At 74.0% G+C, this 25,383-nt stretch carries 25 protein-coding genes and 1 pseudogene; 10 read left to right on the top strand and 16 right to left on the bottom strand.

What is annotated here, in order from left to right; all coding sequences use genetic code 11:
- The first annotated feature begins 188 nt into the window (after positions 1-188).
- Positions 189-1,184: an alpha/beta hydrolase gene (locus ACIBPB_RS28145; RefSeq protein WP_396842466.1), complete on the top strand. Its 996-nt coding sequence runs from the start codon at positions 189-191 to the stop codon at positions 1,182-1,184.
- 108 nt (positions 1,185-1,292) lie between these two features.
- Here the strand turns inward: ACIBPB_RS28145 and ACIBPB_RS28140 are convergent, their stop codons facing one another.
- The 6 genes from ACIBPB_RS28140 to ACIBPB_RS28115 all read right to left on the bottom strand — a co-directional run bounded on the left by ACIBPB_RS28140 (position 1,293) and on the right by ACIBPB_RS28115 (position 7,495).
- Entirely contained in the window at positions 1,293-2,660 is a 1,368-nt protein-coding gene (locus ACIBPB_RS28140) for a permease prefix domain 1-containing protein (protein WP_396842465.1), read from the bottom strand.
- On the bottom strand, positions 2,657-3,031 hold the full coding sequence (locus ACIBPB_RS28135; protein WP_396842468.1) for a PadR family transcriptional regulator: 375 nt from the start codon (positions 3,029-3,031) through the stop codon (positions 2,657-2,659). Before ACIBPB_RS28135 ends, ACIBPB_RS28140 begins: the two co-directional genes overlap by 4 nt.
- A gap of 157 nt (positions 3,032-3,188) precedes the next feature.
- Positions 3,189-4,157, bottom strand: a complete 969-nt coding sequence (locus ACIBPB_RS28130) for a ketopantoate reductase family protein (RefSeq protein WP_396842464.1) — start codon at positions 4,155-4,157, stop codon at positions 3,189-3,191.
- Between the two features lie 150 nt (positions 4,158-4,307).
- Positions 4,308-6,047 (bottom strand): multicopper oxidase family protein, encoded by a 1,740-nt coding sequence (locus ACIBPB_RS28125; RefSeq protein WP_396842463.1) that lies wholly within the window; start codon positions 6,045-6,047, stop codon positions 4,308-4,310.
- On the bottom strand, positions 6,044-6,496 hold the full coding sequence (locus tag ACIBPB_RS28120; RefSeq protein ID WP_396842461.1) for a DUF6220 domain-containing protein: 453 nt from the start codon (positions 6,494-6,496) through the stop codon (positions 6,044-6,046). Before ACIBPB_RS28120 ends, ACIBPB_RS28125 begins: the two co-directional genes overlap by 4 nt.
- A gap of 9 nt (positions 6,497-6,505) precedes the next feature.
- Positions 6,506-7,495 (bottom strand): carboxymuconolactone decarboxylase family protein, encoded by a 990-nt coding sequence (locus tag ACIBPB_RS28115; RefSeq protein ID WP_396842460.1) that lies wholly within the window; start codon positions 7,493-7,495, stop codon positions 6,506-6,508.
- A gap of 144 nt (positions 7,496-7,639) precedes the next feature.
- Between ACIBPB_RS28115 and ACIBPB_RS28110 the strand changes: the two genes are divergently transcribed.
- The 3 genes and pseudogenes from ACIBPB_RS28110 to ACIBPB_RS28100 all read left to right on the top strand — a co-directional run.
- The gene (locus tag ACIBPB_RS28110; protein WP_396842458.1) at positions 7,640-8,770 is read left to right on the top strand and encodes a sensor histidine kinase; all 1,131 of its coding nucleotides are present in this window, start codon (positions 7,640-7,642) and stop codon (positions 8,768-8,770) included.
- Entirely contained in the window at positions 8,767-9,465 is a 699-nt protein-coding gene (locus ACIBPB_RS28105; protein WP_396842456.1) for a response regulator, read from the top strand. The genes ACIBPB_RS28110 and ACIBPB_RS28105 overlap by 4 nt, the downstream gene beginning before the upstream one ends.
- 59 nt (positions 9,466-9,524) lie before the next feature.
- Positions 9,525-10,184 (top strand): annotated as a pseudogene (locus ACIBPB_RS28100) (DNA alkylation repair protein); the annotation flags it as partial.
- A gap of 54 nt (positions 10,185-10,238) precedes the next feature.
- Here the strand turns inward: ACIBPB_RS28100 and ACIBPB_RS28095 are convergent.
- Positions 10,239-11,840, bottom strand: coding sequence for a tetratricopeptide repeat protein (locus ACIBPB_RS28095; protein WP_396842455.1), 1,602 nt, complete (start codon positions 11,838-11,840; stop codon positions 10,239-10,241).
- Positions 11,841-12,038: 198 nt separating this feature from the next.
- Between ACIBPB_RS28095 and ACIBPB_RS28090 the strand changes: the two genes are divergently transcribed.
- Positions 12,039-12,584 carry a hypothetical protein gene (locus ACIBPB_RS28090; protein ID WP_396842454.1) on the top strand — a complete coding sequence of 182 codons (546 nt, stop codon included), beginning with the start codon at positions 12,039-12,041 and terminating at the stop codon, positions 12,582-12,584.
- 127 nt (positions 12,585-12,711) lie between these two features.
- Here ACIBPB_RS28090 and abc-f read toward each other — a convergent pair whose 3' ends face one another.
- Positions 12,712-14,349: a ribosomal protection-like ABC-F family protein gene (gene abc-f / locus ACIBPB_RS28085; protein WP_396842453.1), complete on the bottom strand. Its 1,638-nt coding sequence runs from the start codon at positions 14,347-14,349 to the stop codon at positions 12,712-12,714.
- Positions 14,350-14,677: 328 nt separating this feature from the next.
- On the opposite strand from abc-f, the gene ACIBPB_RS28080 reads away from it, so the two are divergent.
- A complete protein-coding gene (locus ACIBPB_RS28080; protein WP_396842452.1) occupies positions 14,678-15,763 on the top strand; it encodes a CapA family protein in 1,086 nt (361 codons plus the stop codon).
- A gap of 10 nt (positions 15,764-15,773) precedes the next feature.
- On the opposite strand, the gene ACIBPB_RS28075 is transcribed toward ACIBPB_RS28080, so the two are convergent.
- Together ACIBPB_RS28075 and ACIBPB_RS28070 are read right to left on the bottom strand one after the other, a co-directional pair.
- Positions 15,774-15,947 carry a hypothetical protein gene (locus ACIBPB_RS28075; RefSeq protein ID WP_357326128.1) on the bottom strand — a complete coding sequence of 58 codons (174 nt, stop codon included), beginning with the start codon at positions 15,945-15,947 and terminating at the stop codon, positions 15,774-15,776.
- The gene (locus ACIBPB_RS28070) at positions 15,944-16,162 is read right to left on the bottom strand and encodes a hypothetical protein (protein ID WP_396842451.1); all 219 of its coding nucleotides are present in this window, start codon (positions 16,160-16,162) and stop codon (positions 15,944-15,946) included. The genes ACIBPB_RS28075 and ACIBPB_RS28070 overlap by 4 nt, the downstream gene beginning before the upstream one ends.
- A gap of 378 nt (positions 16,163-16,540) precedes the next feature.
- Between ACIBPB_RS28070 and ACIBPB_RS28065 the strand changes: the two genes are divergently transcribed.
- Entirely contained in the window at positions 16,541-17,962 is a 1,422-nt protein-coding gene (locus ACIBPB_RS28065; RefSeq protein WP_396842450.1) for a helix-turn-helix domain-containing protein, read from the top strand.
- Between the two features lie 3 nt (positions 17,963-17,965).
- Here the strand turns inward: ACIBPB_RS28065 and ACIBPB_RS28060 are convergent, their stop codons facing one another.
- A complete protein-coding gene (locus tag ACIBPB_RS28060; protein WP_396842449.1) occupies positions 17,966-18,517 on the bottom strand; it encodes an NUDIX hydrolase in 552 nt (183 codons plus the stop codon).
- A gap of 198 nt (positions 18,518-18,715) precedes the next feature.
- On the opposite strand from ACIBPB_RS28060, the gene ACIBPB_RS28055 reads away from it, so the two are divergent.
- Entirely contained in the window at positions 18,716-19,087 is a 372-nt protein-coding gene (locus tag ACIBPB_RS28055) for a YciI family protein (protein WP_396842448.1), read from the top strand.
- A gap of 111 nt (positions 19,088-19,198) precedes the next feature.
- Here ACIBPB_RS28055 and ACIBPB_RS28050 read toward each other — a convergent pair whose 3' ends face one another.
- The gene (locus ACIBPB_RS28050; protein ID WP_396842447.1) at positions 19,199-19,924 is read right to left on the bottom strand and encodes an alpha/beta hydrolase; all 726 of its coding nucleotides are present in this window, start codon (positions 19,922-19,924) and stop codon (positions 19,199-19,201) included.
- 247 nt (positions 19,925-20,171) lie between these two features.
- Here ACIBPB_RS28050 and coaD point away from each other — a divergent pair, with 247 nt between their 5' ends.
- Complete coding sequence (gene coaD / locus ACIBPB_RS28045; RefSeq protein ID WP_396842446.1) at positions 20,172-20,642, top strand: pantetheine-phosphate adenylyltransferase; 471 nt, start codon at positions 20,172-20,174, stop codon at positions 20,640-20,642.
- A 39-nt stretch (positions 20,643-20,681) separates the two neighbouring features.
- Here the strand turns inward: coaD and ACIBPB_RS28040 are convergent, their stop codons facing one another.
- From ACIBPB_RS28040 to ACIBPB_RS28030, 3 genes are all read right to left on the bottom strand, one after another.
- Positions 20,682-21,869, bottom strand: coding sequence for an MFS transporter (locus tag ACIBPB_RS28040; protein WP_396842445.1), 1,188 nt, complete (start codon positions 21,867-21,869; stop codon positions 20,682-20,684).
- Positions 21,870-21,946: 77 nt separating this feature from the next.
- Positions 21,947-22,429 (bottom strand): hypothetical protein, encoded by a 483-nt coding sequence (locus ACIBPB_RS28035; protein WP_396842444.1) that lies wholly within the window; start codon positions 22,427-22,429, stop codon positions 21,947-21,949.
- Between the two features lie 65 nt (positions 22,430-22,494).
- On the bottom strand, positions 22,495-23,400 hold the full coding sequence (locus tag ACIBPB_RS28030; RefSeq protein WP_396842443.1) for a LysR family transcriptional regulator: 906 nt from the start codon (positions 23,398-23,400) through the stop codon (positions 22,495-22,497).
- Positions 23,401-23,472: 72 nt separating this feature from the next.
- On the opposite strand from ACIBPB_RS28030, the gene ACIBPB_RS28025 reads away from it, so the two are divergent.
- The gene (locus ACIBPB_RS28025; protein WP_396842442.1) at positions 23,473-24,396 is read left to right on the top strand and encodes an EamA family transporter; all 924 of its coding nucleotides are present in this window, start codon (positions 23,473-23,475) and stop codon (positions 24,394-24,396) included.
- Positions 24,397-24,462: 66 nt separating this feature from the next.
- Here the strand turns inward: ACIBPB_RS28025 and ACIBPB_RS28020 are convergent, their stop codons facing one another.
- A complete protein-coding gene (locus ACIBPB_RS28020) occupies positions 24,463-25,317 on the bottom strand; it encodes a sulfotransferase family protein (protein ID WP_396842441.1) in 855 nt (284 codons plus the stop codon).
- Positions 25,318-25,383: the final 66 nt, after the last annotated feature.

The following is a 25,383-nucleotide window of genomic DNA, read 5'->3' as shown; positions in this document are numbered from 1 at the left end:
CTACGTAGGCCTGTCCACCGGCACCACCTTCACCGCCGGCACCAAATGGCACGACTACTTCGGCCTACCCGGCGAAACCACCCTCTGACCCCTCAGCAGCGTCGCCCCGGCGGCGACGACCGAGGCTGCCCTGACCCCCCGCCCGCGACGACGTCGCACCAGGACAACCATCATCGCCAGGAGGAACCATGCACCAGGATCGGATCGTCTGCCGTCCGGTGAGCCGTCGCCGGCTCCTGACCGGCGCCGCGGGAGTCGCCGCGGCCGGGGCGTTCGCCGGCGCCCTCACCGCGCCGTCGGCGGCCAGCGCCGCCGGCGACGGGTACGGGCTGCGCATCGTGGACCGCAACGAAAACGGCGGGCGCCTGCAGTACTACCGCTTCGCCACCAACGCGATCGCCTGGAACCCGGGGGTCAACGTCCTGCTGCCCGACGGCTACCACACCAGCGGCAGGCGCTATCCGGTGCTGTACCTGCTGCACGGCGGCAACGCCGACTTCCGCACCTTCCACCTGCAGGACAACATCATCGACCTCACCGCCGGTCGGGAGATCATCGTGGTGATGCCGGACGCCGCCACCGGCTGGTACTGCAACCCGGTCAGCAGCAACACCGGCCCCCGCAACTGGGAGACCTTCCACATCGCGCAGCTGCTGCCCTGGATCGACGCCAACTTCCGCACCTTCGCCGAGTACGACGGCCGGGCCGTGGCCGGCTTCTCGATGGGCGGCTTCGGCGCCCTCAAGTACGCGGCGAAGTACTACGGCCACTTCTGCTCGGTGAGCTCCCACTCGGGGCCGGCCAGCCTGCGCCGCGACTTCGGCCTCGTGGTGCACTGGGCCAACGCCAGCTCGGCCGCGATGGATCTCGGCGGCGGCACGGTCTACGGCGCGCCGCTGTGGGACGAGGCGCGGGTGAGCGCCGACAACCCGGTGCAGCGCATCGGCAGCTACCGCAACAAGCGGATCTTCCTGGCCGCCGGCACCTCCCCCGATCCGGTCAACTGGTTCGACACCGTCAACGAGACGCAGGTCCTGGCCGGCCAGCGCGAATTCCGCGCGGCGCTCGCCCAGGCCGGCATCCCGCACGAGTGGCGAGAGGTTCCCGGCGGGCACTACTTCCGCCACGAACTGTTCGTCCAGGACCTCGGCGGCATGCTCGGCCGGCTGCGCCGGGCGGGTTGACCGCTGCGGGCCGGCCCACTCCGCGCGCGGGGAAGCGGGCCGGCTCGCTCCACCCGCTACGAGACGGGCCGGCCCGCTCCGCACGGTGCGGAGCGGGCCGGCTTTCGGTCAGGCGAAGCCGAACACGAGCGGGAAGACGAGCACGACCGCCCAGACCCAGGCGGCGTAGACCACCACGTACCGGGTCTGCCAGCGGTCCAGCGCGGCGAACGGTCGGCGGCCGCGCACGAAGCCGAGGAACAGCCACGCCGACCAGGCCAGGTTGGCGAGCAGGACGAGGTTCTCGCCCAGGGCCGCCGCCTTGTTGGGGGTCACGCCCCACTCGGTGATCCGGCCGGCGATCGCCACCAGCACCATGACGTCGATGATCAGGGCGCTGACCACGAGCGCGAGTTGCAGCCGGTCGAACAGGCCCGGCCGGGCGCCGGGCGTGCGGGCGGAGATGGCGTACAGCAGCAGGCCCAGCACGACGACGAGCAGCAGGTCGAAGAGGATCAGCACGTCGCGTTCGACGTCGATGCCGCTGGTGGTCCAGACGACCGCGACCAGGAAGGCCAGCAGGGCGGCCGTGAACAGCGGCGTGAAGACGCGGGTCAGCACCGGCGCCATGTTCTCGATGACGCTCTGCTTGGCCTCGACGAGCCACGCCGACACGACGACCGCGGCCACCGCGCCGCAGGGCAGCAGCCACGACTGGATGAAACCCTCGGCGTCCAGGCCGATGGCCTGGAAGGTGCCGGCCGTGAAGGCGGTGAGCACGCCGCCGCCCAGCCCGAGGAGGGCGAAGTAGATCAGCCACTCCCCGGTGAACCGGATGAAGTCCATCCGCCGCCGGTCGGAGCGCCAGTCACCGCCCGCGTACGCGACGCCGACCACCAGCCACAACGCCAGCGGGAGGTGGATGGCGGTGAGCACGACGCTCTGCGAGTCGTCGACCAGCGGGTACGCGTTGGCGGCGAGCGCGCCGAGGGCGAAGAGCGCGGCCAGCACCGCGATGACCCTCGGCCGGATCCGGCGTTGCCAGGCGAAGTACCCGGCCAGCGCCGGCAGCGCGAAGAGGCTCGCGTTGCGCGCGTAGAAGCCGGCGTCGTCGGTCAGGTCGAGCCCGAACACGGCCGGTGCCTTGACGGCGAGCGCCGCGACGGCCGCACAGAGCACCATGACGTACAGCTCGCGCCGGGACCGGGCGGCGGCCGGCGCGTCCGGCTCGCCGGGCAGCACGAGCTGCTTCCACAACCGTTCGGAGTGCTCGCGGGCGAATTCCCGCGACAGCTCGTCGAGGCTGCCCATCCGCTTGACCGCGATGAGGAACGCCTCGTCGTCGCGCAGGCCACCCTCGGTGAGCTCGCCGATCCGGCTGCGGAGGTGGTCCTCCAGCTCGTCGGCGTCGGTGTGGTGCAGTTCCCGGCGGCGGTGCACGTACGCCCGCCACTCGGCGATCTGGCCCTCCAGGTCGTACTCGCGGTCGACGGTCATCGCCCCGCCTCCCAGGCCGGCGCCGGGATCGGCCCGAGGGCCTGGGTCGTGCTCCAGATGCTGCGCAGGGCGTCGACGACGGTGGCCCACTGGCGGCGCTGCTCGGCGAGCTCGGCCCGGCCCTGCTCGGTGATCCGGTAGTACTTGCGGCGGCGCCCGCCGGGTGGTGCCTGCCACGCCGACTCGACGTGGCCGAGGCGTTCCAGCCGGTGCAGCAGCGGATAGAGCAGGCCGTCGGTCCACTCCAGCTGCCCGCCGGAGAGCTCGTTGACCTGCTTGAGGATCGCGTAGCCGTAGCTCTCGCCCTCGGCCAGGATGCCCAGCACGAGCGGCGTCGCCGAGGCGGCGACCAGGTCCTTGGTGATGTACATCCGCACCCCCACCCAACCCTAGAGCTGCAATGCATAGTAGCTCTAGGTATTGCGGTCGCGCTACCACTGCCGCGGACCGGCCACGAGGCACCACGGGACGGATCTCCCCGCCGCGGCGTCGAGCAGCCGGGCAGGAGGCGGTCGAGGAGGTACCCGGTCACGCCGCGCTGGCGGGCTCCGATCGGGGCGTACCGGCCGGGCCGGCTCCGGCGGCGAGGCGCTGCTCGTGCACGCGCAGCGCCACCGTCGTGGCGTCCAGCAGCGGCGTGGGCACGCCGAGCGCGCGGGCCCGCGCGGTGAGGTCGCCGAAGATCTGCTCGGCCTCGGTCGGCTGCCCGGCGGCCAGGTCCCGGTAGAGCGAGGCGGTGTCGGCCGAGCCGGGCCGGGTCACGAAGGCCCGGACCTGCCCGAGGACCGGCTCCGGCACCGGATGGCCGGCCGCCGCCGCGACGGCCGCGGCCTCGGCCGCGATCCGCGGGCCCAGGTCGTCGCCGCCGGGCACCGCCACGGCGTCGCCCACCGTGCCGCGCACCAGGGTGTTGAGCGCGCCGAGGGTGCTGATGAAGACCCACTTGTGCCACATGGCCCGCAGGATGTCCGGCGCGACGGCGAGGTCGAAGCCCGCTCCGGAGAGCGCCTCGGCGACCCGCTCGACCCGCGCCGACGCGCCGCCCCGCTGCTCGCCGATGACGATGTCGGCCAGGGCGCCCAGCCGGACGATGTCGCCCTCGGCGTTGAGCGTGGTGAGGACCCGGACCACGCCGCCGAGCACGGCGTCCGCGCCGAACCGCGCGTTCAGCGCGGCCAGGTGGGCCATGCCGTTCAGGAACGGCAGCACCGTGGTACCCGGCCCGACCGCGGCCGCGACGTCCTCGATCGCCGCCGGCAGCGTGGTGGCCTTCACCGAGACGAGGACGACGTCGTACGGCCCGTCGACCGTCGCGGCGGTGACCAGCCGGGGCGTGAGCACGGTGTCGTCGCCCAGCCCGGTGATCCGCAGCCCGCGCTCGCGCAGCACCTCGGCCCGCCCGGGCCGGACCAGGAAGGTGACGTCCCGGCCGGCCTGCTGGAGCCGGGCACCGAAGTAGCCTCCGGTCGCCCCCGCGCCGACGACAAGAATCCTCATGCGCCGCAACGTTACTAGCCGAGCCGGGGGCCGGACGGTGACCGGCGTGGTGGTGCCGGTCACCGCCGCGACCGGCCCGGCGCCTCGCCGACCGAACCGGATCCGGACGCCCCGGCCGCGATCGCGGGCGTCCTCAGTCGGCGGCGGGGATCACTGGTACATCAGGTGCAGCACCATCCCGGCCTCGGCGTGGGCGAGGTTGTGGCAGTGGTTGGCCCACATGCCGGGGTTGTCGGCCCGGAACGCCACCCGCCAGACCTCGCCGGGGCGTACGTCGAAGGAGTCCAGCCACAGCGGGCTGCCCGTGGCCGGCCGGCCGTCGCGGGACAGCACGAGGACGTGATGCCCGTGCAGGTGCCACGGGTGCACCACCAGCGACCGGTTCACGATGGTGAACGTGACGACATCGCCGGACCGGACGAGCTGCGGCGGGATGTCCGGATCGGCCGCGCCGTTGACGGTGTGCGCGTAGCGCGGCAGCAGCCCGTGCAGGTCCAGGCCACGGTCCAGGACGAGGGTGAACTTCCGGTCCACCCGCGACCACGGCGCCGGTGCGGCGGCGCCGTAGCGGAGCGGATCGAGCACCGGCCACCCGCCGGTCGCCACCGAGGTCGGCCCGGTCGCGTAGACCACCCGGCCGTCGACCTGGAGCGCCACCGGCGTGCCGGGCGCGGTGAACACCAGGTCGTAGCGGCCCCCGGCCGGGATCAGCACCGCCGTCTCCACCAGCGGGGTCGGGCCCCGCAGGTCGGTTCCGTCGATCGCGGCGACCTGGAACGCGGTCCCGGCCAGGGCGTACCGGTGCGTCGTGCTGTCCGTGTTGATCAGCCGCAGCCGCACGGGCGTCCCCGCCGCGACCGGCTCCGTCCGCGCCTCGGGCAGCGGCCGGCCGGCGAGCGTGTGCACCGGCACCGTGACGTCGACGCCGACCGCCGGCGCCGGACGCACCACCAGGACGCCGTAGAGGCCCATCCGTACGCCCACGTCGGACACCGAGTGCGTGTGGTACCAGTACGTCCCGGCCTGGTCGGCACGGAACCGGTAGACGAACTCCTGTCCCGGCAGCACCGCGGCCTGCGTCACGCCGGGCACCCCGTCCTGATCGTTCGGCACGTCGTACCCGTGCCAGTGCAGCGTGACGCCGCGCGCGATGTCCCGGTTGCGCAGCCGCACCTCCAGGACGTCGCCCACGGTGGCGCTCAACTCCGGCCCGGGCACCTGACCGTTGAACGCCCACGCCGCGACGTCCCGGCCAGCCGCGCGCACCGTCGCGGTCCCGGCCGTCAGGGTGACCCGCCTGGTCGGTTCGCCCACCGCCCGCCCATCCTGCGCGGCGAGCGCATGGGGTACGGCCGGCGCGCCGGCCGGGGTGGCCACCAGCCCGGCCCCGGTCACCAGCGCGGCGGCCGCCACCGCGACGGCGGTCCGGGACACCGTCGGGGACGGGCGCGCGTCCAGCAGCCGCCACGACACCGCGGTCGCCCCGACCACCGCGGCGACCGCGAGCAGCCCTGCGCCCGCCGACGCCGGGTAGCCGTGCAGGACCGTCACGAGCAGGGCGGCGCTCTCCGCGTACCCGGCGAACAGGAGCGGGACCGCGGCGGACCGGATGTCGCCGGGGCGCCGGACCAGCCGCGGCCCGGCGACCGCCACGGCCGCGAGCGACAGCGGACCGGCGACCAGCACCTTCTCCGCCGCGAACCACCAGCCCGCCCGGGCCAGCACGGTGACCGTGACCGCCCGGGCCAGCGTGCCGAGCAGCGCGCCGGCCGCCAGCCCGAGCGCGAGCCGGCGGCGCCGGGCGGCCGCCGCGGCCCCGCCGCCCAGCCACCCGGCGGCCGCGAGGACCGCGATCAGCAGGTCGGCGGCGATGAGCGAGGCGACACTCATGCCGGCTCCCCGGCCGGCACCGGCAATTCGGTGGCGTCGACCGGCGCGGGGCCGGCCAGCTTCCGCGCCGCCTGGAGCACGCGGACCACCACGTGCACCACGACGATGCCGTTGAGCGCGTGCAGCCCGGCGAAGGTCAGGCCGAGCGGGGTGCTGGCGCCCCCCGCGTCGGTGAACGCGTTCGCCAGCGCGGCGATGAGCCCCTGCAGGAGCACCAGGCCCAGCGGCAGGACGGCCAGACCGACCAGCCGGCCGGGCGCCTTCGCCAGCACCGCGAACAGGACGGTGAGCAGGGTGAGGGCGGGGATCACCGCCATCCCGGTGACGCTGTGCAGCGCGTACGCGCCGTCGCCCGCGGGTTTGGTGAACGCGCCCACGGCGGCGAAGACGAACTGCAGGACGAACACGACGAGCAGCACGCTGGTGACGATGACGAGAGCCTTGCGCATGACGACCTCCTAGTGACGGGCCGGGGACAGGGTCTGGGCGACGTGCTCGGTGGCCGTGATCGCCCCGAAGGCGACCAGCCGCACCAGATCGGCGTCGTCCGGATGGGACAGTCGCCACAGGGCGACGTCGCCCACCGTGACGGCGCTGGGGGCGAACGCCGCCAGCAGCGCGATCCGGGTCCCGACGCGGTCCGCGCCCGGCACGTCCCGGACCAGGTCGACGGCCCAGTCCGTGGGCCGGTCCGGGTGCCGGCCGTCCTCCCAGCGCACCGTCGCGGTGACGGTGCGCCGGGCCACGTCGCCCAGCAGGTCACCGCCGCGCAGGGCGGCGTCGCGCAACGCCGCGTACGCGACGCCGACCGGGCTCTGCCCGGCCCAGGCCGGTGGCGGCGGGGGGTCGGCGCCGAGCAGCGGGAGGCTGCCGCCGGGCGCCTTCGGCTCGCGGGCCGCCCGGGCGTAGAGCCGGCCCCCGAAGGAGCGCACCACCGGGGACCGTTGCAGGCCACCGGGGAGCAGATCCGGGTCGAGCAGCGCCGAGACGACCCGGTTGATGAAGTGGAAGGCGAGCACCGTGCCGGTGACCTCCGGGCCGTACGGGCTGGTCCACCCGGTGGCCCGCGGGGTGCGGCTGGCCTCGGCCCAGGTGACCAGCTCGGCGTGCTCCGGCTGGGGCGGGGTGCCGCCCCGGGCCATGACCTCGGCGAGCGCGTGCTCACCGAGGGCGTGCAGCAGCATCACGTGCGCGTCGACGCAGAACCGGCACCGGTTGGCCCGGGACACCGCCGAGGCGGTCAGTTCCCGGTCGACCCGGGGCGCGTCCCCGGCGAGCAGCGCCTCCCGCAGCAGCGACCAGGTCGCGGCCTGCACCTCGGGCACCGCCGAGAGGGCCTGGAAGGTGGGCACCGGCCCGAGGAACTCGTCGCGCAGCTGCCGGTAGACCGCCGCGGTGAGTCCACTCGCCGACCTGGCCGGCGCGGGGGTGAAGAAGCGGTATGTCATGGGCTCGATGCTTGTCTCGGCGGGCCGGGAAAACGTCGTGCCGCCGCAGGCACTTGCCCGGTTGCCGGTACCACGGTCGCGGTACGCCACAGCTACCGCGGGCGCGGGATGCCCGGACCGGACCGCCCGTTCTACAGTCCGGTCATGCGCCGCGACCTGCCGTACGCCCTCACCGGCCTCGCCCTCGGCGTCCTGCTGCTCGGCAACGCCGCGCTCAGCCCGGACGCCGCCACACCGGGGCCGGCCGACGTCGCCCTGGTCCTGCTCATGGTGGCGGGCCTGGCGGCGTGCCGCCGGTTCCCGGTGCTGGCGCTGGCCGTGGTGACCGCCACCATGCTGCTGGTCCACCTGCGGGTGCACGCCGGGGCGACCGCCGCGTTCCCGGTCCTCGGCGCGGTCTACCTCGCCGCCTGGCGGGGGCACCGGTGGGCCGCCGTGCTGGCCAGCGTCGGCTTCCTCGCCGGTTTCCTGGCCCGCGACGTGTCGGTCGCGCCGATCGGCCAGGCCGGCCAGCAGATGGCCGAGCGGACCGCCCTGCTGCTGGGCTGGTTCGTGGCCGCCAACGTCGCCGGCCTGGTCGCGGGGCAGCGCCGGGCGTACCTGGAGCAGGTCGAGCAGCGGGCGGTCGAGGCCGAACGCACCCGCGAGGAGATGGCGTTGCGCCGCGCCGGGGAGGAACGGCTGCGCATCGCGCGGGACCTGCACGACTCGCTGACCCACAGCATCTCGCTGATCAAGGTGCAGGCCGGGATCGCCGTGCACCTGGCCCGCAAGCACGGCGAGGAGCCGTCGGCCGCGCTGCTGGCGATCCAGGAGGCCAGCTCCGCGGCGATGCGGGAGCTGCGGGCCACCCTGGACGTGCTGCGCTCCCCCGCTGACGCCGACGGGGTGGGGCTGGACCGGGTGGCGGAACTCGCCGAGCGGACCCGGTCCGCCGGCGTACCGGTGCAGGTGACCGTGACCGGCCAGCCCCGCGGCCTGCCCAGCGCGGTCGACCAGGCCGGTTACCGGGTCGTCCAGGAGGCGCTGACCAACGTGGCCCGGCACGCCGGCGCCGCCACCGCGCAGATCCACCTCGCGTACGCCCCGGCGCAGCTGACCGTCTCGGTCACCGACGACGGCCAGGCCTCGCCGGTCCGGCCGGTGACCCCCGGCGTGGGCCTGAACGGCATGCGGGAACGGGTCACCGGAGCCGGCGGCACGTTGCACGCCGCCGCCCGCGACGACGGCGGCTTCGCGGTCCGGGCCACGTTCCCGCTGGACGGCCCGGCATGACCGACCGCGCGCCGGAGGCGCCCGCCGGGCGGCCGGTCCGGGTGCTGCTCGCCGACGACCAGGCGCTGATGCGGGCCGGCTTCCGGGCGCTGCTCGACGCCGAGGACGACCTGCTGGTGGTCGGCGAGGCCGCCGACGGCGCGTCGGCCGTCCAGCTGTCCCGGCGGCTCCGGCCGGACGTGGTGCTGATGGACGTGCAGATGCCGGGGCTCGACGGCATCGAGGCCACCCGGCGGATCGCCGCCGACCCCGACCTCGCCACGGTCCGCGTGCTCATCCTCACCAACTACGGGCTCGACTCCTACGTGTTCGCCGCGTTGCGGGCGGGCGCCAGCGGCTTCCTGCTCAAGGACGCCGACCCCGCCGACCTGTTGCAGGCGGTGGCCGTGGTGGCGCGCGGCGACGCGCTGCTCGCCCCGGCGGTCACCCGCACCCTGATCAGCGAGTTCGTCACCGGCCCGCCGCCGGGCGACCCGGCCGCCGGGCGCGAGGTGCTGACCGCCCGGGAACAGGAGATCGTCGAGCTGGTCGCCCGGGGGCTGACCAACGACGACATCGCCGAACGCATGGTGATCAGCCCGTTGACCGCCAAGACCCACGTGAACCGGGCCATGACGAAGCTGCACTGCCGCGACCGGGCCCAGCTGGTCGTCTGGGCGTACGAGTCGGGACTGATCACGCCCCGCCGGCGGTGACGGCGGGCCGGGGCCCGGTTGGCGGCGGCGCACCGGCGGTCGCGGTAGGTTCCCCAGTCATGGCCACCACCGCCGCCGACGTCCGGCGCGACCTCGCCGGCCTCGCCGACCCGGGGCGGGCGGCGGCGACCAGCCGGTTCCTCCAGATGACCCCCGGCGGGTACGGCGAGGGCGACCGGGCCATCGGCGTCACCGTGCCGGACCAGCGTCGGGTGGCCGCCCGGTACTGGCGGGACCTCACCCTGGCCGACACGACGGAACTGCTCACCAGCGACGTGCACGAGGAGCGGCTGACCTCGCTCCTCATCCTGGTACGGAAGTTCGCCAAGGGCGACGAGGCGGAACGGGGCCGGATCTTCCGGATCGTGCTGGCCAACACCGGGCACATCAACAACTGGGACCTGGTCGACTCGTCCGCCCCGTACCTCGTCGGGCCCTGGCTGCTCGACAAGGACCGCGGCGTGCTGGACCGGCTGGCCGGGTCGGACCTGGTGTGGGACCGGCGGATCGCCGTCATGGCGACGTTCGCCTTCATCCGGGCCGGCGACTTCGGGTGGACCTTCCGGCTCGCCGACCGGCTGCTGCGCGACCCGCACGACCTGGTGCACAAGGCGGTGGGCTGGATGCTGCGCGAGGTGGGCAACCGGGACCGGGCCGCGGCGGAGGAGTTCCTGGCCGGCCGCTACCGGGACATGCCGCGGGTGATGCTCCGGTACGCGATCGAGAAGTTCGAACCGGAACGACGCCGGGCGTACCTGTCCGGCGCGGTCCGGTCAACCGCGCGGCGCGGGCTGCCGGCGCGCGTTGCGGGCGAGGCGGCCGAGGCCGCGGACGCCGGCGTACAGCAACCAGCCCAGCCAGGCCGCCAGGCCCAGGCAGGTGACGAGGAACGCGGGCACGGCGACGACGTCCGGTAGCGGGCCGGACGGCAGGACCGCGCTCAGCGCGATGGCGGCCAGCTCCACCAGCGCGGCCAGGGTCAGCGGGACGAGCAGCAGCCCGAGCGCGGCGTTCTGCCGGCCGGGACGCCGGATGAGCCGACGCCGCGACCAGGCCCCGAAGCCGAGGAACCCGGCCAGCGCCACCGTGCCGACGGCCGCCCGGACCGGCCACGACGCCGGCGGATCGAGGCTCAGCACCAGCGGCAGCACCGTGAACACCGCCCCTGACCGGGCCAGCCGCATCGCCCACCGGCCCGCGTACGACGCCGCGCGCTGCTCGGCGAGCAGGTCGCTGGCCGGCGGCTGGGCGAACGCGGCGCCCGCCTTCGCGGCGGCCGGCGGGGAGCCGCCGGGGCCGGCGGCGGGATCGGGTGCGGGCGGCGGCGGGCCGGCGACCCGGCGGTCCACGATGAACGCCACGGCCCCGCCGACCAGCAGCGCCAGGAAGTGCGCCGCCATCATGACCAGCATGACGGCCGACGGCGGCCGGTCCGGATCCTGACCCAGCGCGGTGCCGAACAGCCCGGCCGCGGTGAGCGCGCACAGCGCGAGCCCGAACAGCCGGGCGCGGGCCCGGACGTCCGTGCGGAGCAGGTGCCCGGCGTAGACCCGCGCGCCCGGGGAGAGGGCCCGCCAGGTCCGGGCGGCCCACCCCGACCACAGCAGGGGCGGCAGCGCGGCCAGCGCCCACACCCACGGCAGCATGGCGAACATGCCGATGAAGCCGCCGACCCAGACCGACATCAGCGCCCAACCACCGAGACCGCCGATGACCAGCCGGTCCAGTTCGGCGCGGGCGGCCGGGTTGGTCGGCTCGGCGGCCAGCACCGCGCTGAGATGCCCGGCGGCGGACGCCAGCCGCCCCCGGGTCGCCGCGACCCGACCGAGCCCGGTGAGCGCCGCCGTGTGCGCCGGGTCGAGCGCCAGCGCCCGGCGGAACGACCGGTTGGCGGACCGGTGCCAGCCGATCGTCTGGAACATCAACCCCCGGATGTGGTGCGGGCCGGCCGAGTCCGGGGCCAGCGCCACCGCGTGCTTGATCAGCCGGAAGGCCTGGCGGGGCTGCCCGAGATTGAACGAGGCGAGCGCCAGCGCCGCGTACCCGCGCCAGTCGTCGGGGGCGAGGCGGACGGTCTCCGCCGCGCCGGCCCGGGCCGCCGTCGGGTCGTCCACACCGAGCTGGGCGAACGCGAGTAGCAGGTGACCCTCGGGATGTGCCGGGGCGACCGCCACGGCCCGCGCCGCCGCCTCCCGCATCGCGGCGAACTCGTCCTCCGCCTGGTACGCGCGGGCCAGCACGCACAGCGCCTCGACGTTGTCCGGATCGCCGGCCAGCACCGCCGTGATCTCCTGCCGGGCGGCCTCGATCCGGCCGACCTCCAGCAGGTTGCCGGCCCGGGCCACCCCGGCGTCGGACACCGTCTGCCTCGTCATCGGCTCACCCTACGGCCGCGAGGCGCCACGGGTACGCCCCGAGGCTGCCGCGTCGTTGGCGGACCTGCTCGACGCGGCGAGCCTCGGGCCATCGCGCAACAGAGATCGACAGCCTTCAACGGGTCGGGTACCGTTCGGCAGTAGACGGTGAGCGATGAGTCGATCGCCGGTCACACGGGGAAGCGGGGGAAATTTGTGATGCGAGCCAGGTTCCTCAAGCAACTCGCCGCGGTCGCCGCCCTGGTCGTGGCGAGCACGACCACCGCCTCCGCGGGGGCGGCACACGCGGACGGGGCGAGTCCGACCGGCAGCGCGTCGACGGCGACAAGCGTCTCGACGCTGGCCCCCGACCACTCGCGACGGCAGCCACCACCTGGCGCGGTGCCCGCCGACGGGGAGGTGAAGGTCGCCCCCGGCAGTGTCTACTCCGTTCAGGCCGCCTGGGATTGCGTCTCCGGTTATCCCTGCCTCTACGACGGTGACAACGGCACCGGCGAGTGGTATCCGCTGAGCTGCGGATTCCACGACCTGGGCAGGATGTATCGCTGGGACGGAAGCACCTACAACGACTGGGCCAATTCGGCCCGGACGTACGGCAACAGCATCACGGTGTACAACTGGGACGGCTGGAACGAGTGGAACAACTGGGGGACTGTGCCCGCGTGGAGTTACTGGAACTTCCAGTTGAAGAACCAGATCGACGGCGTCAACGTGAACTGCGCCTCGACCCCTCCCCCTTTCTAGCTCCGCCCGATGGCCTCGCCGCCGTGCCTTCCGGCCAGTGGTGGAAGTCGTCCTGGCCGGAAGGCACGGCGGCCCAGCCGTGGTGGGTGCGGGTCGGGCCCGGCGCTGCCCGGAGCGGCGTCGGTGATCAGGCGAGGTCGGGCGCCGGGATCTCCCGCAGGTGGCCGCCGTCGAGGCGCAGCCACCGCCGCACGCCGATCTCGATGAGGAACCGTTCGTCGTGGCTGACCACCACGAACGCGCCCCGGTACGCGGTGAGGGCGCTGGCCAGTTGGCCCACGCTGACCAGGTCGAGGTTGTTGGTGGGCTCGTCGAGCAGCAGCAGGTGCGGCGCCGGCTGGGCGTAGAGGACGCAGGCGAGGGTGGCGCGCAGCCGTTCGCCGCCGGAGAGCACCCCGGCCGGAAGCTGGGCCCGGGCGCCGCGGAACAGGAACCGGGCGAGCAGGTTCATCCGTTCGGCCTGCGGCCGGTCGGGGGCGTACGCGGCGAAGTTGTCCGCGACGCTGCGGTCGAGGTCCAGCAGGTCGAGGCGTTGCGACAGGTAGGCGACCCGGCCGTCGGCGCGGTGCACCCGCCCGGCGTCCGGCTCGAGTTCCCCCTGCAACAGGCGCAGCAGCGTGGACTTGCCGGCGCCGTTGGGGCCGGTCAGCGCGATCCGCTCGGGTCCCCGGATGCTCAGGTCGACGCCGTCGCCGGCGAAGACCTCCCGGTCACCGTGCCGCACCCGCAGGTGCTCGGCGGCGACCACGGTGCGGCCGGCGGGCACCGCCGTGTCCGGCAGGTCCAGGGTCAGGGTCTGGTCGTCGCGGAGCGTACGGCTGGCCTCGTCGAGCCGGGTCTGGGCCTCGCTGACCCGGTTGGCGTGCGCCTGCTGCGCCCGGCCGGCCGACTCCTGGGCGCTGCGCTTGAGCCCACCGGCGACGATGCGGGCCAGGCCGGCGTTGCCGAGGTTGCGGGCGGCGTTGCCGGCGCGGCGCTCGGCCCGCTCCCGGGCCTGCTGCATCTCCCGCTTCTCCCGCTTCACCTCCTGCTCGGCGCTGCGCACGCCACGCTCCGCCGCCTCGCGCGCCACCCGCGCCGCCTCCTCGTAGGCGGTGAAGTTCCCGCCGAACAGGCGCAGCTCACCGCGGGAGAGTTCGGCGATGCGGTCCATCCGGTCCAGCAGGACCCGGTCGTGGCTGACCACCAGCAGGCAGCCCGACCAGTTCTCCAGCACCTCGTACAGCCGGTGCCGCGCGTCGAGGTCGAGGTTGTTGGTCGGCTCGTCGAGCAGCAGCACGTCCGGGCGGCGGAGCAGTTGCACCGCCAGGCCGAGGGAGACCACCTGCCCGCCGCTGAGCGTGTGCAGGCGCCGCTCCAACGCCACGTCACCGAGGCCGAGCCGGTCAAGCTCGGCGCGGCTGCGTTCCTCCACGTCCCAGTCGTCCCCGACGGCGGTGAAGTGTTCCTCCGCCGCGTCGCCCGCCTCGATGGCGCGCAGCGCCGCGAGGGCCGCATCGATCCCGAGCACCTGCGCGACGGTCAGCTCACCGGCGAGGGGCAGGTTCTGCGGCAGGTAGCCGAGGACGCCCTCGACGGTCACGCCACCCCCGGTGGGGGCGAGTTCGCCCGCGATCAGCCGGAGCAGGGTCGTCTTGCCCGCGCCGTTGGGCGCGACGAGTCCGGTGCGGCCGGGCGGCACCGTGAAGGACAGCTCCTGGAAGACCGGCGTGTCGTCCGGCCAGGAAAAGGACAGGTTCGTACAGACGATGCAGACATCAGACATCGGGAGACACCCTCGACAGGAGAACCGGGGTACGCGGAAGACGCCCCGGTGAGGCAGACAGGTCCAGAACCGGACGGGCCGCCGTCGGCGCAGGCCGGCGTGCGGCCGGGGCCGCTCACCCCGAGATGTCGTCGTCCCCCGTCACCATGATCCGCTCCCTCGTCAGGCTCAGCGCGATCTCCGGTGCCAGCCTAACAACTTCCCGGCGGCGGCGGCCCGCACGGCTGACGGTCGCCGCCCGGCCGGCTGTTTCCGCTGGCGACGGCGGCTCGACGGCGGGGCGGCCGCGGGGTCGTGCGGCGGTGCCGGGAGCGCGTACCCTCGCCGCGTGATCGGCACGAGGGTGCGCAAGGCGCTGGCGGCGCTGACGGCGGTGGTGGCCGGCGTCGGGCTGACCGGGTGTGGCACCGATGCGGCCGACCCGGGGCCGGTCTGGCACGGGGGCACGCCAGCGCCCGCCGGCACCGTGACGGCGACGCCGGGCGCGGCGGCCGAGGTACGGCTGACCTTCGCGGGCGACGTCCACTTCACCGGCCGTACCCGGCGCCTGCTCGACGATCCGGAGACGGCGTTCGGGTCGATCGCCTCGGCGCTGCGGGACGCCGACCTCACGCTGGTCAACCTGGAGACGGCGGTGACCGACCGGGGCACCCCCGAGCCGAAGACATACCACTTCCGGGCGCCGAAGACCGCCTTCGCGGCGCTGCGCGCGGCCGGGGTCGACGCGGTGTCGATCGCCAACAACCACATCCTCGACTACGGCCGGCAGGGACTCTCGGACACCCTGGACGCCGCCGCGGAAGCCGACTACCCGGTGTTCGGCGCGGGCCGCGACGCCGACGCGGCGTACGCGCCCTGGCTGACCACCGTGCGCGGGCTGCGGATCGCGGTGCTCGGCATGTCGCAGGTGCACGACCTGGCCGGGTCGTGGCGGGCGACGGACACCCGGTCGGGGGTGGCCATGGCGTTCGATCCGGCCCGGGCCACCGCCGCGGTGCGCGCGGCCCGGAAGCAGGCCGACCTGGTCATCGTCTTCATGCACTGGGGCATCGAGGGCAACTCGTGCCCGAGCGCGGAGATGAAGACGTTCGCCGGGACACTGTCCGGGTCCGGTGCCGACATCGTGGTCGGCACGCACGCGCACACGCTGCTCGCCGACGGCTGGCTGGGCCCCACCTACGTGCACTACGGGCTGGGCAACTTCCTCTGGTACGGCACCTCGCACAGCACCGACTCCGGGGTGTTGAACCTGGTGGTCCGCGGCCGGACCGTCGTGCACAGTCAGTTCGTCCCGGCGACGGTCTCCGGCACTGGCCAGCCGGTGCCGGCCACCGGGGCCGGCCGGCAGCGCATCCTCGACAAGCTCGCCACCGCGCAGCGCTGCACCGGCCTGGCGGCGCGGCGCGCCGGCTGAGGCGCGCCCGTCAGACGAGCCGCCGGATGCGGACCTTGGGGCACTCGTTGCGCAGGTGGCCCTGCTTGTGCTGGCGGACCTGCTCGTCCCAGACCTCCTGGTCGTAGTCCGGGTCGGGTGGGATCCACCGGTGGGAGCCATCGCTGTAATGGAACTTCTCGTCGCCGGAGCGCAGCATGCTCATCGCAGCCAGCCGAGGAAGCGTCGGTGCAGCGCCCCCGCCGGTAGCCAGGTCAGGTCTTCGGCGGCGCGCACCAGTTGGGCGCCCAGGTAGAGCGCCAGGGACAGCGGAGCGCCGTCGAACTCCGCGCGCAGCTCGCGCCGCCGGGTGCGGCAGGGCCACGGCGCGCCGCAGCCGCCGCAGCTCCAGATCGGCAGCACCGGGTCGTGCGTGCTCACGCGCGCTCCCCGCGCAGCGCCGCCGGCCGCGACCGCGCCTGCCGGCCGGTCGCCCGTGCCGCCCGCCCGCAGGGGTACGGCGTCAACCGCGCAAGGGCCGTCGCCGCTGTGCCCAGGTATTCGGGGTAGGAGATCCGACCCGTGGCGGGCGGCGTCGGCTTCATCCGGTCGGCCCGTTCAGCTCGCTCCGACCCCCGCCGAGAGCTTCGAACTCCGCAGTTGACTGCCATGCCAGCACCGTGCCGCTGAACCCGGTTCGGCAGCCATGTCGGCACGTCATGTCACGGTGACATGGCCCTCCTCGACCCGTTCCTGATCACGTCCTAGGCTCCCGACAGACACCTTCCGTAGTCATGCGGCGACGCCGGGGAGCTGGACGTGCTAGTTGACCCGCTTCGAATTCCTGTCGATGCCTGGTCCGACCGCGTCGTCTGCGAGGCGCTGCGCAGCCGGGACATCGGGGCGTTGTTCCGCAGGATCGGCCGGCTGACCGGCGCGAGCCAGACCCGGATCGGCGCTGCCGTCGGCCTGGAGCAGGGCTACGTCAGTCGCGTCGTGGCCGGCCGGAAGATCAGCTCGATCGAGGTGCTGGAGCGGGTGGCGACCGGGCTCGGCATGCCCGACGAGTCCCGAATGGCGCTGGGCCTCGCTCCCCTGCGAAGGCCGTGTCGGCACGACATGGCCGGCACCGCGGAGCAGCGGCAGGGTGACCCGGCGGCCGACCGATGCTGGCGCGACGACCTGCGCGCCGCCGTACGGCTCTGGGAAGGCGACGTGAACCGCAGAGACCTGATCCGCCAGACCGCATTCGCCTCGGCGAGTTACACCCTTCCGGCGCTGCGCTGGTTCACCGCACCCTCCGGGCCGCCGCTGAACGCGTCCGGCCGTCGCAGCGTCGGTCAGCCCGACATCGCGACCGTCCGGGAGATGTCCAAGACCTTCCGCCAACTCGACAACCAGTACGGCGGGGGGCATGCCCGTGATGCGGTGGCCCGCTATCTCCACGAGGAGGTCACCCCGCTGTTGACCGACGGCCGGTATGACACGGCGACGGGCCGCAGCCTGCTCAGCGCAACCGCCGAGCTGACCCAGCTCGCCGGATGGCAGGCGTACGACGTTGCGCAGCACGGCGTCGCTCAGCGTTACCTGACCCTGGCCCTGGACCTCGCCCGCGCCGCTGACGATGCCGGTCTGGGCGCGGAGATCCTGGCCGCGATGAGCCACCAGGCCACCTACCTCGGTCAAGCCGCGACCGGAATCGACCTCGCCCGGGCTGCCGGGCAGACCGCCAGACGCGCCGGGCTGGCCGTCCTGCTCGCCGAAGCGCACGTGATGGAAGCCCATGCGCACGCGACAGCCCGGGACGAGAAAGCCTGTGCCGCCGCCCTGCACCAGGCCGAACAAACCCTCGACAAGGCCGATCGCAGCGGCAACCCGCAATGGCTTGGCTACTTCGACGAGGCTTACCTGTCCGCGAAGTTCGCGCACTGCTTCCTGGCCCTCGGGAGGGCGTTGCCCGCTGAGCGCTTCGCCAGCCGGTCACTCAAGATGGACGAGCGTTACGTCCGCGGGAAGGCGTTCAACCTGGCACTGCTCGCTTCCGTGCAGGTCAGACGAGGGGAGCCGGAACGCGCCTGCGTCATCGGCACGGAAGCACTGACGCTCACCGCGCACCTTCGCTCGGCGCGAGCCGTCCGCTACGTACGCGACCTGCAGTCCCAGCTCGCGCCACACCGAACCCGGGCCGCCGTACGACAGTTCAGCACGCGAGTGAACGCCGTCCTGGGCAGCCGCCGATGACCGCTACAACTCGCCGCGTGCTTCCCGGGCCACCAACTCCAGCACCGCCATCACGGTGCCCGCGCCGACGATCTCACCGCCGCTCACCAGCGCACGCGCCTCGCCGAGCGGGATCCAGGCAACCTGCTCCGCCTCGTTGATGTCTGTGGGCGGCCCGATGTGCTCCGCGCTGCGGGAGAGGAACAGCAGGTTCTCCGCGTCGGCCGTGCCGACCCACGGCTGGAATGTCAGCAACGGTTCGAGGTCGCCCGGGCGCCAGCCGGTCTCCTCTTCGACTTCCCTGGCCGCGCACGCAACCGGTTCTTCCTGGTCGTCGACGTAGCCACCGGGTAGCTCCCAGACCCAGCGGTCGATCACGAAGCGGTGTCGTCGCATCAGCAGCAAGCGCCGCTGGTCGTCGAGCACGGCGACCATGGCCGAACGGGGGGCGCGGATCACGTACTGCTCGAACCGGACTCCGTCGGGCAGCTCCACCGAGGCGATGCTCAACCTGGCCCGCCGCGTGTCGTCCACCACCCGCTCGCGGTGGATCGTCCACCGGGTCAACTCCGCCATCGGGCCAGTATCGAGGTCGCCCGCTTGCGCACCAACCTCCCGGACCGTGCAGGGGTAGCCGGCCAGGGGCGACGCGGCGGCCGGGCGGCAGAGGTTCCGGGAAAAGTTCTTCTGGCATAGCGTCGGATCCGGCGCGTGTGGTTCGTAGCACGGGTGAGCGACGGCCGGAGCAGGCCGCCGGGACAAGGGAGTCATGGCATGACGCGGTACTTGATCTCGTTCAATGACGGCGCGATGGACCACATCCCCGCCGAGGAGATGCCCGACGTGGGCAAGGCCTCGCACGCGGTGGTCCAGGAGGCCGTGAACGCCGGCGTGTGGGTGTTCGGCGGCGGGCTGGAGCGGCAGCAGGCGAGCGTCGTGGCCACGGACGGCACGGTCACCGACGGCCCCTACCCGGAGACCAAGGAGGTCGTCGGCGGGTTCGTGGTCGTCGACGTGGCCACCCGCGAGGAGGCGCTGGTCTGGGCGGCCAAGATCGCCGCTGGTTGCCGCTGCGCGCAGGAGGTCCGCGAGCTGATGGACGACCCCGAGACGGACGCGATGCTGCGCGAGGCCGCCGGGCGGTGACCGCCCGGCCGCGGCCGGCAGGCGCGGAGCCGCACCCCGACCGCGGTACGCCGATGATCGGCGCCGTCGCGGTCGGGGTGGCCCGCTCCTACCCTGTGCTGCCGCCCGGCCTCACCTGAGGTGCCGGGCGAAGAACCGGTTCCCGGCGTCCCCCTCGAACTCGGGGACGCCGGTGTGCCCGCCCATGTTGGCGTGCAGCGTCTTCTCCCTGGAGCCGAAGGCGTCGAACAGGTCCAACGCCAGCTGCCGGTCGTTTCCCTCGTCGTCCCACTGCAACAGCACCTGCAACGGGATGGTGACCTGCCGGGCCTCCTCGAACATGGCGCGGGGCACATAGCTCCCGGCGAACAGCAGGGCGGCCGCGATGCGCGGCTCGACCACCGCGAGCCGCACCCCGATGGCGATCACCCCGCCCGAGTACCCGATCGGGCCGCGGATCTCGGGCAGTGCGAGCAGGGCGTCCAGGGCGGCCCGCCATTCCGGGACCGCCTGGTCGACCAGCGGGAGGACGAGCCGGTTGACGATCTCGTCGTCGACCGGCTGGCCGGCGGCCAGCGCCCGGCGCAGGTCGGCGCGGGCCTCCTCGGCGGCGGCGGAGCGCGGCCGGTCGCCGCTTCCGGGGAGTTCGATGGTGGCCGCGGCGAAGCCTGCCGCCACGCCGTGCCGGGCCCGGGCCACCAGCCGGGGATACATCCGGCGCAGTCCCCCGGGGTGGCCGAGCAGGATCAGCGGTGCCGGTGCGGATCCGGACGTCCACAGGATGCCGGGGATCTCGCCGAGCGTGAATTCGCGTTCGAGCACGCCGTCGTCGAGGCGCTGTTCAGCGGTGAAGTGCATGGTCGTACCTTTCGGGAGGGCTCGTGAACGGCGCTCCCGGACGACCTATCGCCCGACCGTGACCCCCGAGGGGAGCACCCACGTCGAAACGTCCACGGGTACCACCTCCTCGGTCTCTCGCACGGCCTGCGCGGACGTTAGCAGCGGCCCCGGCGCTCCGCCAACCGGGTTTCCGGGGCCCGGACCGGCGGGGACGGAGACCTGACGGTACGGCTGGCATGATGGCGGCCATGTCGGTGGAGACGCGGTGACCGCTACGTCAGCTTCCGCGGCGGTGCCCGGGCCCGGTTCGTTGGCGGTCTACCCCGGCACGTTCGATCCGTTCACCCCCGGGCACCGGGACCTGGTGGCCCGCGCCCGGGTGATGTTCGACCGGGTCGTCGTGCTGCTGGCGGTGAACGCCGACAAGCGGCCGACCGCCGAGGCCACGGCCCGGGCCGCCCGGGTACGCGCCGAACTGCCGGCAGCCTGGGGCAATGTCGAGGTCGACACCTGGGCCGGCCTGACCGCCGCCTACTGCGTGCAGCGGGGTGCCACGGTCATCGTCCGCGGCTTGCGCAGCGCCGCGGACCTTCGGCAGGAGCATCAGCTCGCGGGGATGAACGCGCACCTCGGGGTCCAGACCGTCTGGCTGCCGGCCCGTCCGCAGTTGGCCGCCACGTCGTCCACGGTCGCCCGCGCGTACCGCTCGGCGCAGGTGGGCGCCGCCCGTCCCTGACGCGGGGTCGCTCGACCGCCGCTCTGCCCGCAGCCCGGGTCAGGACGTCCGCACCATCGTTGCGGCGCGCTCGCGCGGCACGCTGGGCCCGCGGAGGACGAAGGCTGCGGCAGCGAGGCAGACCCCGGCCGCCGCGACGAGCGGCGTACGGCTGCCGAGGTGGACCGCCCCGGCGCCGAGCGGGATGGCGAGCGCGATGGGCCCGAACATCGCCGTGTTGGCCGTCCCGGAGACCCGCCCGAGCAGCTCCGCCGGGGTGTGTGTCTGCATCGCGGTGACCGCTGCGACCAGGGTCCAGGGCAGGCCGACGCCCGCCACCACCGAGGCGGCGAGGACGGCCGGCCACCACGGCAGGCACCGACCGAGGCAGCCGACGGCGAACAGGACCGTGCCGGCCATGCCGACCGCGGCCGCGCCCCACCGGCTGACGAATCGGCCGACCACCAGCCCGCCGGCGATGGAACCGGCGCCCTGCCCGCTGACCAGCACCCCGAGGAACGTTGCCGGCAGGTTCAGCTCGGACGTGACCATCGCGTAGAAGCCCGCGGTCGTGAAGCCGGACATCGCGATCGAGACGGCCGCGAGGATGACCGGGACCCGAATCGCCGGTTGCCCGAACAGGACGGCGAGCCCGGCGGGCAGGCCACGCTGCCGCCGCGTCGGCGGTTCCGGCGGGATGCGGGTCAGCCGCAGCGCCGCGTACAGGACGGCGACCAGCACCGGCATGACCGCGCTGAGCACCGCCACCGCATGCCCACCCTGCCAGGCGTAGAGGCCCGCGCCGGCCAGCGGCGCCACCAGTTTCATGCCCTCCTGGGCGCTGGACCGCCAGCCGTTGACGGCGCCGAGTTCCGCGGGGGAGAACGCGGACGGCAGCAGCGCGGTCTCACCGGCGTCGATCAACACGTAGCTGACGCCGTACGCGAACGAGACCGCGAAGATCAACCAAGCCTGACCGGGTCCCCGGACCGCGAACAGGGACAGCAGGGCGGCGGCCAGCGCGAGGTTCACGGCGATGATCACCGGTCGCCTCGGCGCCCGGTCGAGCACGCCGCCCAGCCACGGCCCGGCGAGGACCGGGGCGTACACGCAGAGCTGCGCGAGCGCGGCGAGGCTGCTGGAGTCGGTGAGGTCGAGGATCCAGATTCCGGATGCCAGCGACATGGCGCTGCTGCCGAGGCCGGACAGCAGCGAGATCGCCACGAACAGGCCGGCGTTGCGGCGCATGCGCCCTCCACGGTTGAGCCGATACGACTCACATCCTGGATTCTTGAGCCCTACGGGAGCAAGGTCGGCGCTGGACGTCAATCTGGTGTTGACATCGCGGCTTCCATCGCCCTGACGGCCGCCCGGACCGGCGCGGGCAACCGCGCGTCCGCCGCGCCGGTCAGGTCGTCGACGAGATGCCGCGCCAGCGCATACAGCGAGCCCGGCGCGGCATCGCCAGCGTGTTCGGCCGTCCTGCGCACCAGCGCCGCTCGCGGGAACCGGGTGTCCCACGCCCGGTCCGCGTCGATCCAGCGCCGCAGATCGGATACGGCCGCCCGCAACGCCGCGATGCGCGAGGAGAAGCGGAGATCAAGCTCCTGTCGGCGGGCCCGCTGGGCGGCGGCCAGCCGTTGCCGGCGTTGCTCGGCGGCCTGCCGGCTGCCCAGGCCCAGCACGGCCGCTATCTCCGCCCAGGTGGCACCGGCGTAGCGGGCGCGCTCGATGAGCTCCAGTTCCTGCTCGTCAAGGCGGATGCGGGCGTCGCCGAGCTCGGCCAGCCGAGCCAACTCCGGGATCATCTGTCAACGCTACGTTGACACACTCGCGAAGCGCTACCGGGCGGACACGGTGGTCGCCGGCGTGCTCAGGTCCGGACGTCGGCGGGGCTGCTCAGCTCGGCCAGCAGGGCGTCCACCGCGGGCCGTTGCGGCCTGCCGCCGAGGGCCCGGGTGACCGCGAAGATGCGTCGCTCGGTGACCGGCTCGACCAGCGGCGCCACGTGCACCCCGGGCGGCACGTGGCGCAGCGCCAGCGCCGGCACCAGCGCGGCGCCCAGCCCGGCCGCGACCAGGTCCAGCGTGAGCGCGAAGTCGACGGAACGGTGCCGGATGTCCGGCTCGAAGCCGGCGAGCCGGCAGGCGTGCAGAGTGGACCGCAGGCAGGGCGTCTGCTCGGCGCTGGCGATCCAGGGCACGTCACGCAGCTCGCTCAGCCGGCCGGTGCGCCGGCACCAGCCGACCGGGGTGATCAGGTGCATCGGGTCAGCGGTGATCGGGTGCCGGTCCAGGTCGTCGACCAGCGGCGCGGGCACGTGGTCGTACTCCTGGAGCACCACCACGTCGAGGGTGCCGGAGCGCAGGTCGAGGCGGCTCTGCTGATCTTCGGCCTCGATCACCCGCACGTCCAGCTCCGGGTGCTTCGCCCGCGCGCGGGCGGCGGCGGGGGCCACCAGTGCCCCGGCCGCGGACGCGAACGCGCCGATCCGCACCGTGCCGCTGACCCCGTGGCGGATGGCCGCGAGCCCGGCCACCGCCTGCTCCACCGCGCCCAGCACGGTCTTCGCGTGGCTGGCCAGCACCTCGCCGGCCGGGGTGAGCACGATGCCCCGCCCGGCCCGCTCGACCAGCTCGTGCCCGGCCTCCCGGGACAGCTGGACGAGCTGCTGGGAGACCGCCGACGGGGTCACGTGCAGCGCCGCGGCGGCGGCGGTGACGCTGCCGCGCAGCGCGACCTCGTGCAGCACCCGCAGCCGGCGAACGTCAAGATCCATGTAGCCATGCTACATCGACAATGAAGAACATTGAACTGGTCCTTAAGCGTACGGTCCGGCACCGTAACCGGTATGAAGGCATCACACCGGCTGCTCGCCGTGCTCGTCGCCGCCATCTGGGGCGTCAACTTCGTCGTCATCGAGGTGGGGCTGCGCGACCTGCCGCCGCTCGTGCTGACCGCGCTGCGCTTCGTCGCGGCGGCGGTGCCGCTGGTCTTCCTGGTGCCGCGCCCCAGCGCCCGGCTGCGCTACGTGCTCGGCTACGGGCTGGTGCTCGGCGTGCTGAAGTTCGGCGCGCTGTTCACCGCGCTCGCCGCCGGCATGTCCGCCGGCCTGGCCTCGCTGGTGCTACAGGCGCAGGCGCTGATGTCGGTGCTGCTGGCGGCGGCGGTGCTGGGCGAGCGGCCGGCGCGGGCGCAGCTGGTCGGCGTACTGGTCGGATCGGTCGGGATCGGCGTGCTGGCGGTGGACAGCGGCGGCCACGCCACGGTGATCGGGTTCGTGCTGACCCTCTTCGCGGCGGCCAGTTGGGCCGTGGCCAACCTGATCATGCGCGCCAGCGGCGAGACCCGACCGCTCTCGCTGCTGGTCTGGTCCAGCCTGGTACCGCCGCTGCCGCTGCTCGGCCTGGCCGGCGTGATCGACGGCCCGCAGTCGGTGCTGGCGGCGATCACCGGCCTGTCCTGGCGGGCGCTGCTCGCCGTGGCCTACGTCGCGTACGTGTCGACCCTCGTCGGCTTCGGGATCTGGAACCGGCTGATCGCCCGGTACTCGGTCACCCGGGTGGCGCCGTTCAGCCTGCTGGTGCCGGTCTTCGGGATCAGCGCGGCGTGGCTGCTGCTCGACGAGCGGGTCGGCCCGACGGAACTGGCCGCGGCCGCCATCGTCCTCGCCGGGCTGACGCTGGTGGTCCGGCGGTCCACCGCGGACCGCGACACCGTCACCGCGGCGAGCGAGAGCCGCGGACCCGGGTACGCCCCGGCCCCGACCGCCTGACCAGGCGCGGTCGAGCGACCGGCGCGGCGGTTACCGGTCCTTCGAGGGGCGCGGCGCCGGGAACCGTCACTCGTACCCCATGGCCGGGATGATCTCGCCGAGCGCCGCCTCGACGGACCTGCGGGTGTCGTCGTCGAACTGGTTGTCGCGGTTGCTCAGCCTGTGCGCCTGGAACGTGCCGACGGTGGCGAAGTCCTCGACGCCGAGCCGTTCGAACAGGGCGCGGCGCTGCGCGGGCCAGTCGGCGGCCAGGTCTTCCGCCTTCACCTCGACGTACCGCCGGCCGGTCAGGTCGGCCGTGCCCTTCCAGGTGAGCCACCGGTGGTAGATCGGGGTGAGGTAGGCGAGCGCACCGTCGACGGTGGGCGGCGCCCAGGGCTGGGCCAGGTGGGAGGCGAGCACCGCGACCGGGTGACGCGTGATGTGCACGATGGTCGCCTCCGGGACCAGCTCCCAGAGGAACTCCATGCACAGCAGGTTGAACGGGGTCTTCTCGCACCAGGTCGGCTTGCCCGCGTCGGCCGCCGCGCCGCCGAACAGGGTGTCGACCAGGCCCCGCAGGACGGCGAGCAGGTCGCCCCGGTCGCTGAAGTACCTGGGCACCACCCGCCGGCGGCTCGGCGGGGCGAACGGACCGGCCGGCCGGTCCGCGTTCCCGAAGCCCTCCGCCGGCGCGGGCTCGTCGAAGGTGTACGCGATCAACCGGGGCCAGAGCTGCTGCACCGCGTCCCGGTAGCGCCGCTCGCCGACCAGCTCGGGGACGGTCTTGCCGCGATCGTCGCGCCGGCCGGGCACCCGTACGGTGAGGAAGTCGCTGAGCCGGTGCAGGGCGTCCTCACCGACGGTGGGGTCGTACCGATGCGTGAGCGCGTCGGCCAGATCCCGCAGGCCACCCGGGTCGACGAGGAACCTGGTCTCCATGGGGATCCGGTGGATCAGCGGATGCTCGCCGATGATGTCGGCGATCCGTGACGTCCCGGACCGACC

Origin of the sequence: Micromonospora sp. NPDC049836 (assembly GCF_044465125.1) — a bacterium.
In the GTDB taxonomy this organism is placed as follows: Bacteria; Actinomycetota; Actinomycetes; order Mycobacteriales; family Micromonosporaceae; genus Micromonospora.
This window is presented reverse-complemented; position numbering and strand designations above follow the sequence as displayed.

What these genes read in the sequence shown, in the direction of transcription:
- ACIBPB_RS28145 (WP_396842466.1), top strand. Translation starts at nt 189, where the DNA reads ATGCACCAGGATCGGATCGTCTGCCGTCCGGTGAGCCGTCGCCGGCTC.
- ACIBPB_RS28140 (WP_396842465.1), bottom strand. Translation starts at nt 2,660, where the DNA reads ATGACCGTCGACCGCGAGTACGACCTGGAGGGCCAGATCGCCGAGTGG.
- ACIBPB_RS28135 (WP_396842468.1), bottom strand. Translation starts at nt 3,031, where the DNA reads ATGTACATCACCAAGGACCTGGTCGCCGCCTCGGCGACGCCGCTCGTG.
- ACIBPB_RS28130 (WP_396842464.1), bottom strand. Translation starts at nt 4,157, where the DNA reads ATGAGGATTCTTGTCGTCGGCGCGGGGGCGACCGGAGGCTACTTCGGT.
- ACIBPB_RS28125 (WP_396842463.1), bottom strand. Translation starts at nt 6,047, where the DNA reads ATGAGTGTCGCCTCGCTCATCGCCGCCGACCTGCTGATCGCGGTCCTC.
- ACIBPB_RS28120 (WP_396842461.1), bottom strand. Translation starts at nt 6,496, where the DNA reads ATGCGCAAGGCTCTCGTCATCGTCACCAGCGTGCTGCTCGTCGTGTTC.
- ACIBPB_RS28115 (WP_396842460.1), bottom strand. Translation starts at nt 7,495, where the DNA reads ATGACATACCGCTTCTTCACCCCCGCGCCGGCCAGGTCGGCGAGTGGA.
- ACIBPB_RS28110 (WP_396842458.1), top strand. Translation starts at nt 7,640, where the DNA reads ATGCGCCGCGACCTGCCGTACGCCCTCACCGGCCTCGCCCTCGGCGTC.
- ACIBPB_RS28105 (WP_396842456.1), top strand. Translation starts at nt 8,767, where the DNA reads ATGACCGACCGCGCGCCGGAGGCGCCCGCCGGGCGGCCGGTCCGGGTG.
- ACIBPB_RS28095 (WP_396842455.1), bottom strand. Translation starts at nt 11,840, where the DNA reads ATGACGAGGCAGACGGTGTCCGACGCCGGGGTGGCCCGGGCCGGCAAC.
- ACIBPB_RS28090 (WP_396842454.1), top strand. Translation starts at nt 12,039, where the DNA reads ATGCGAGCCAGGTTCCTCAAGCAACTCGCCGCGGTCGCCGCCCTGGTC.
- abc-f (WP_396842453.1), bottom strand. Translation starts at nt 14,349, where the DNA reads ATGTCTGATGTCTGCATCGTCTGTACGAACCTGTCCTTTTCCTGGCCG.
- ACIBPB_RS28075 (WP_357326128.1), bottom strand. Translation starts at nt 15,947, where the DNA reads ATGAGCATGCTGCGCTCCGGCGACGAGAAGTTCCATTACAGCGATGGC.
- ACIBPB_RS28060 (WP_396842449.1), bottom strand. Translation starts at nt 18,517, where the DNA reads ATGGCGGAGTTGACCCGGTGGACGATCCACCGCGAGCGGGTGGTGGAC.
- ACIBPB_RS28055 (WP_396842448.1), top strand. Translation starts at nt 18,716, where the DNA reads ATGACGCGGTACTTGATCTCGTTCAATGACGGCGCGATGGACCACATC.
- ACIBPB_RS28050 (WP_396842447.1), bottom strand. Translation starts at nt 19,924, where the DNA reads ATGCACTTCACCGCTGAACAGCGCCTCGACGACGGCGTGCTCGAACGC.
- ACIBPB_RS28040 (WP_396842445.1), bottom strand. Translation starts at nt 21,869, where the DNA reads ATGCGCCGCAACGCCGGCCTGTTCGTGGCGATCTCGCTGCTGTCCGGC.
- ACIBPB_RS28035 (WP_396842444.1), bottom strand. Translation starts at nt 22,429, where the DNA reads ATGATCCCGGAGTTGGCTCGGCTGGCCGAGCTCGGCGACGCCCGCATC.
- ACIBPB_RS28030 (WP_396842443.1), bottom strand. Translation starts at nt 23,400, where the DNA reads ATGGATCTTGACGTTCGCCGGCTGCGGGTGCTGCACGAGGTCGCGCTG.
- ACIBPB_RS28025 (WP_396842442.1), top strand. Translation starts at nt 23,473, where the DNA reads ATGAAGGCATCACACCGGCTGCTCGCCGTGCTCGTCGCCGCCATCTGG.
- ACIBPB_RS28020 (WP_396842441.1), bottom strand. Translation starts at nt 25,317, where the DNA reads ATGGAGACCAGGTTCCTCGTCGACCCGGGTGGCCTGCGGGATCTGGCC.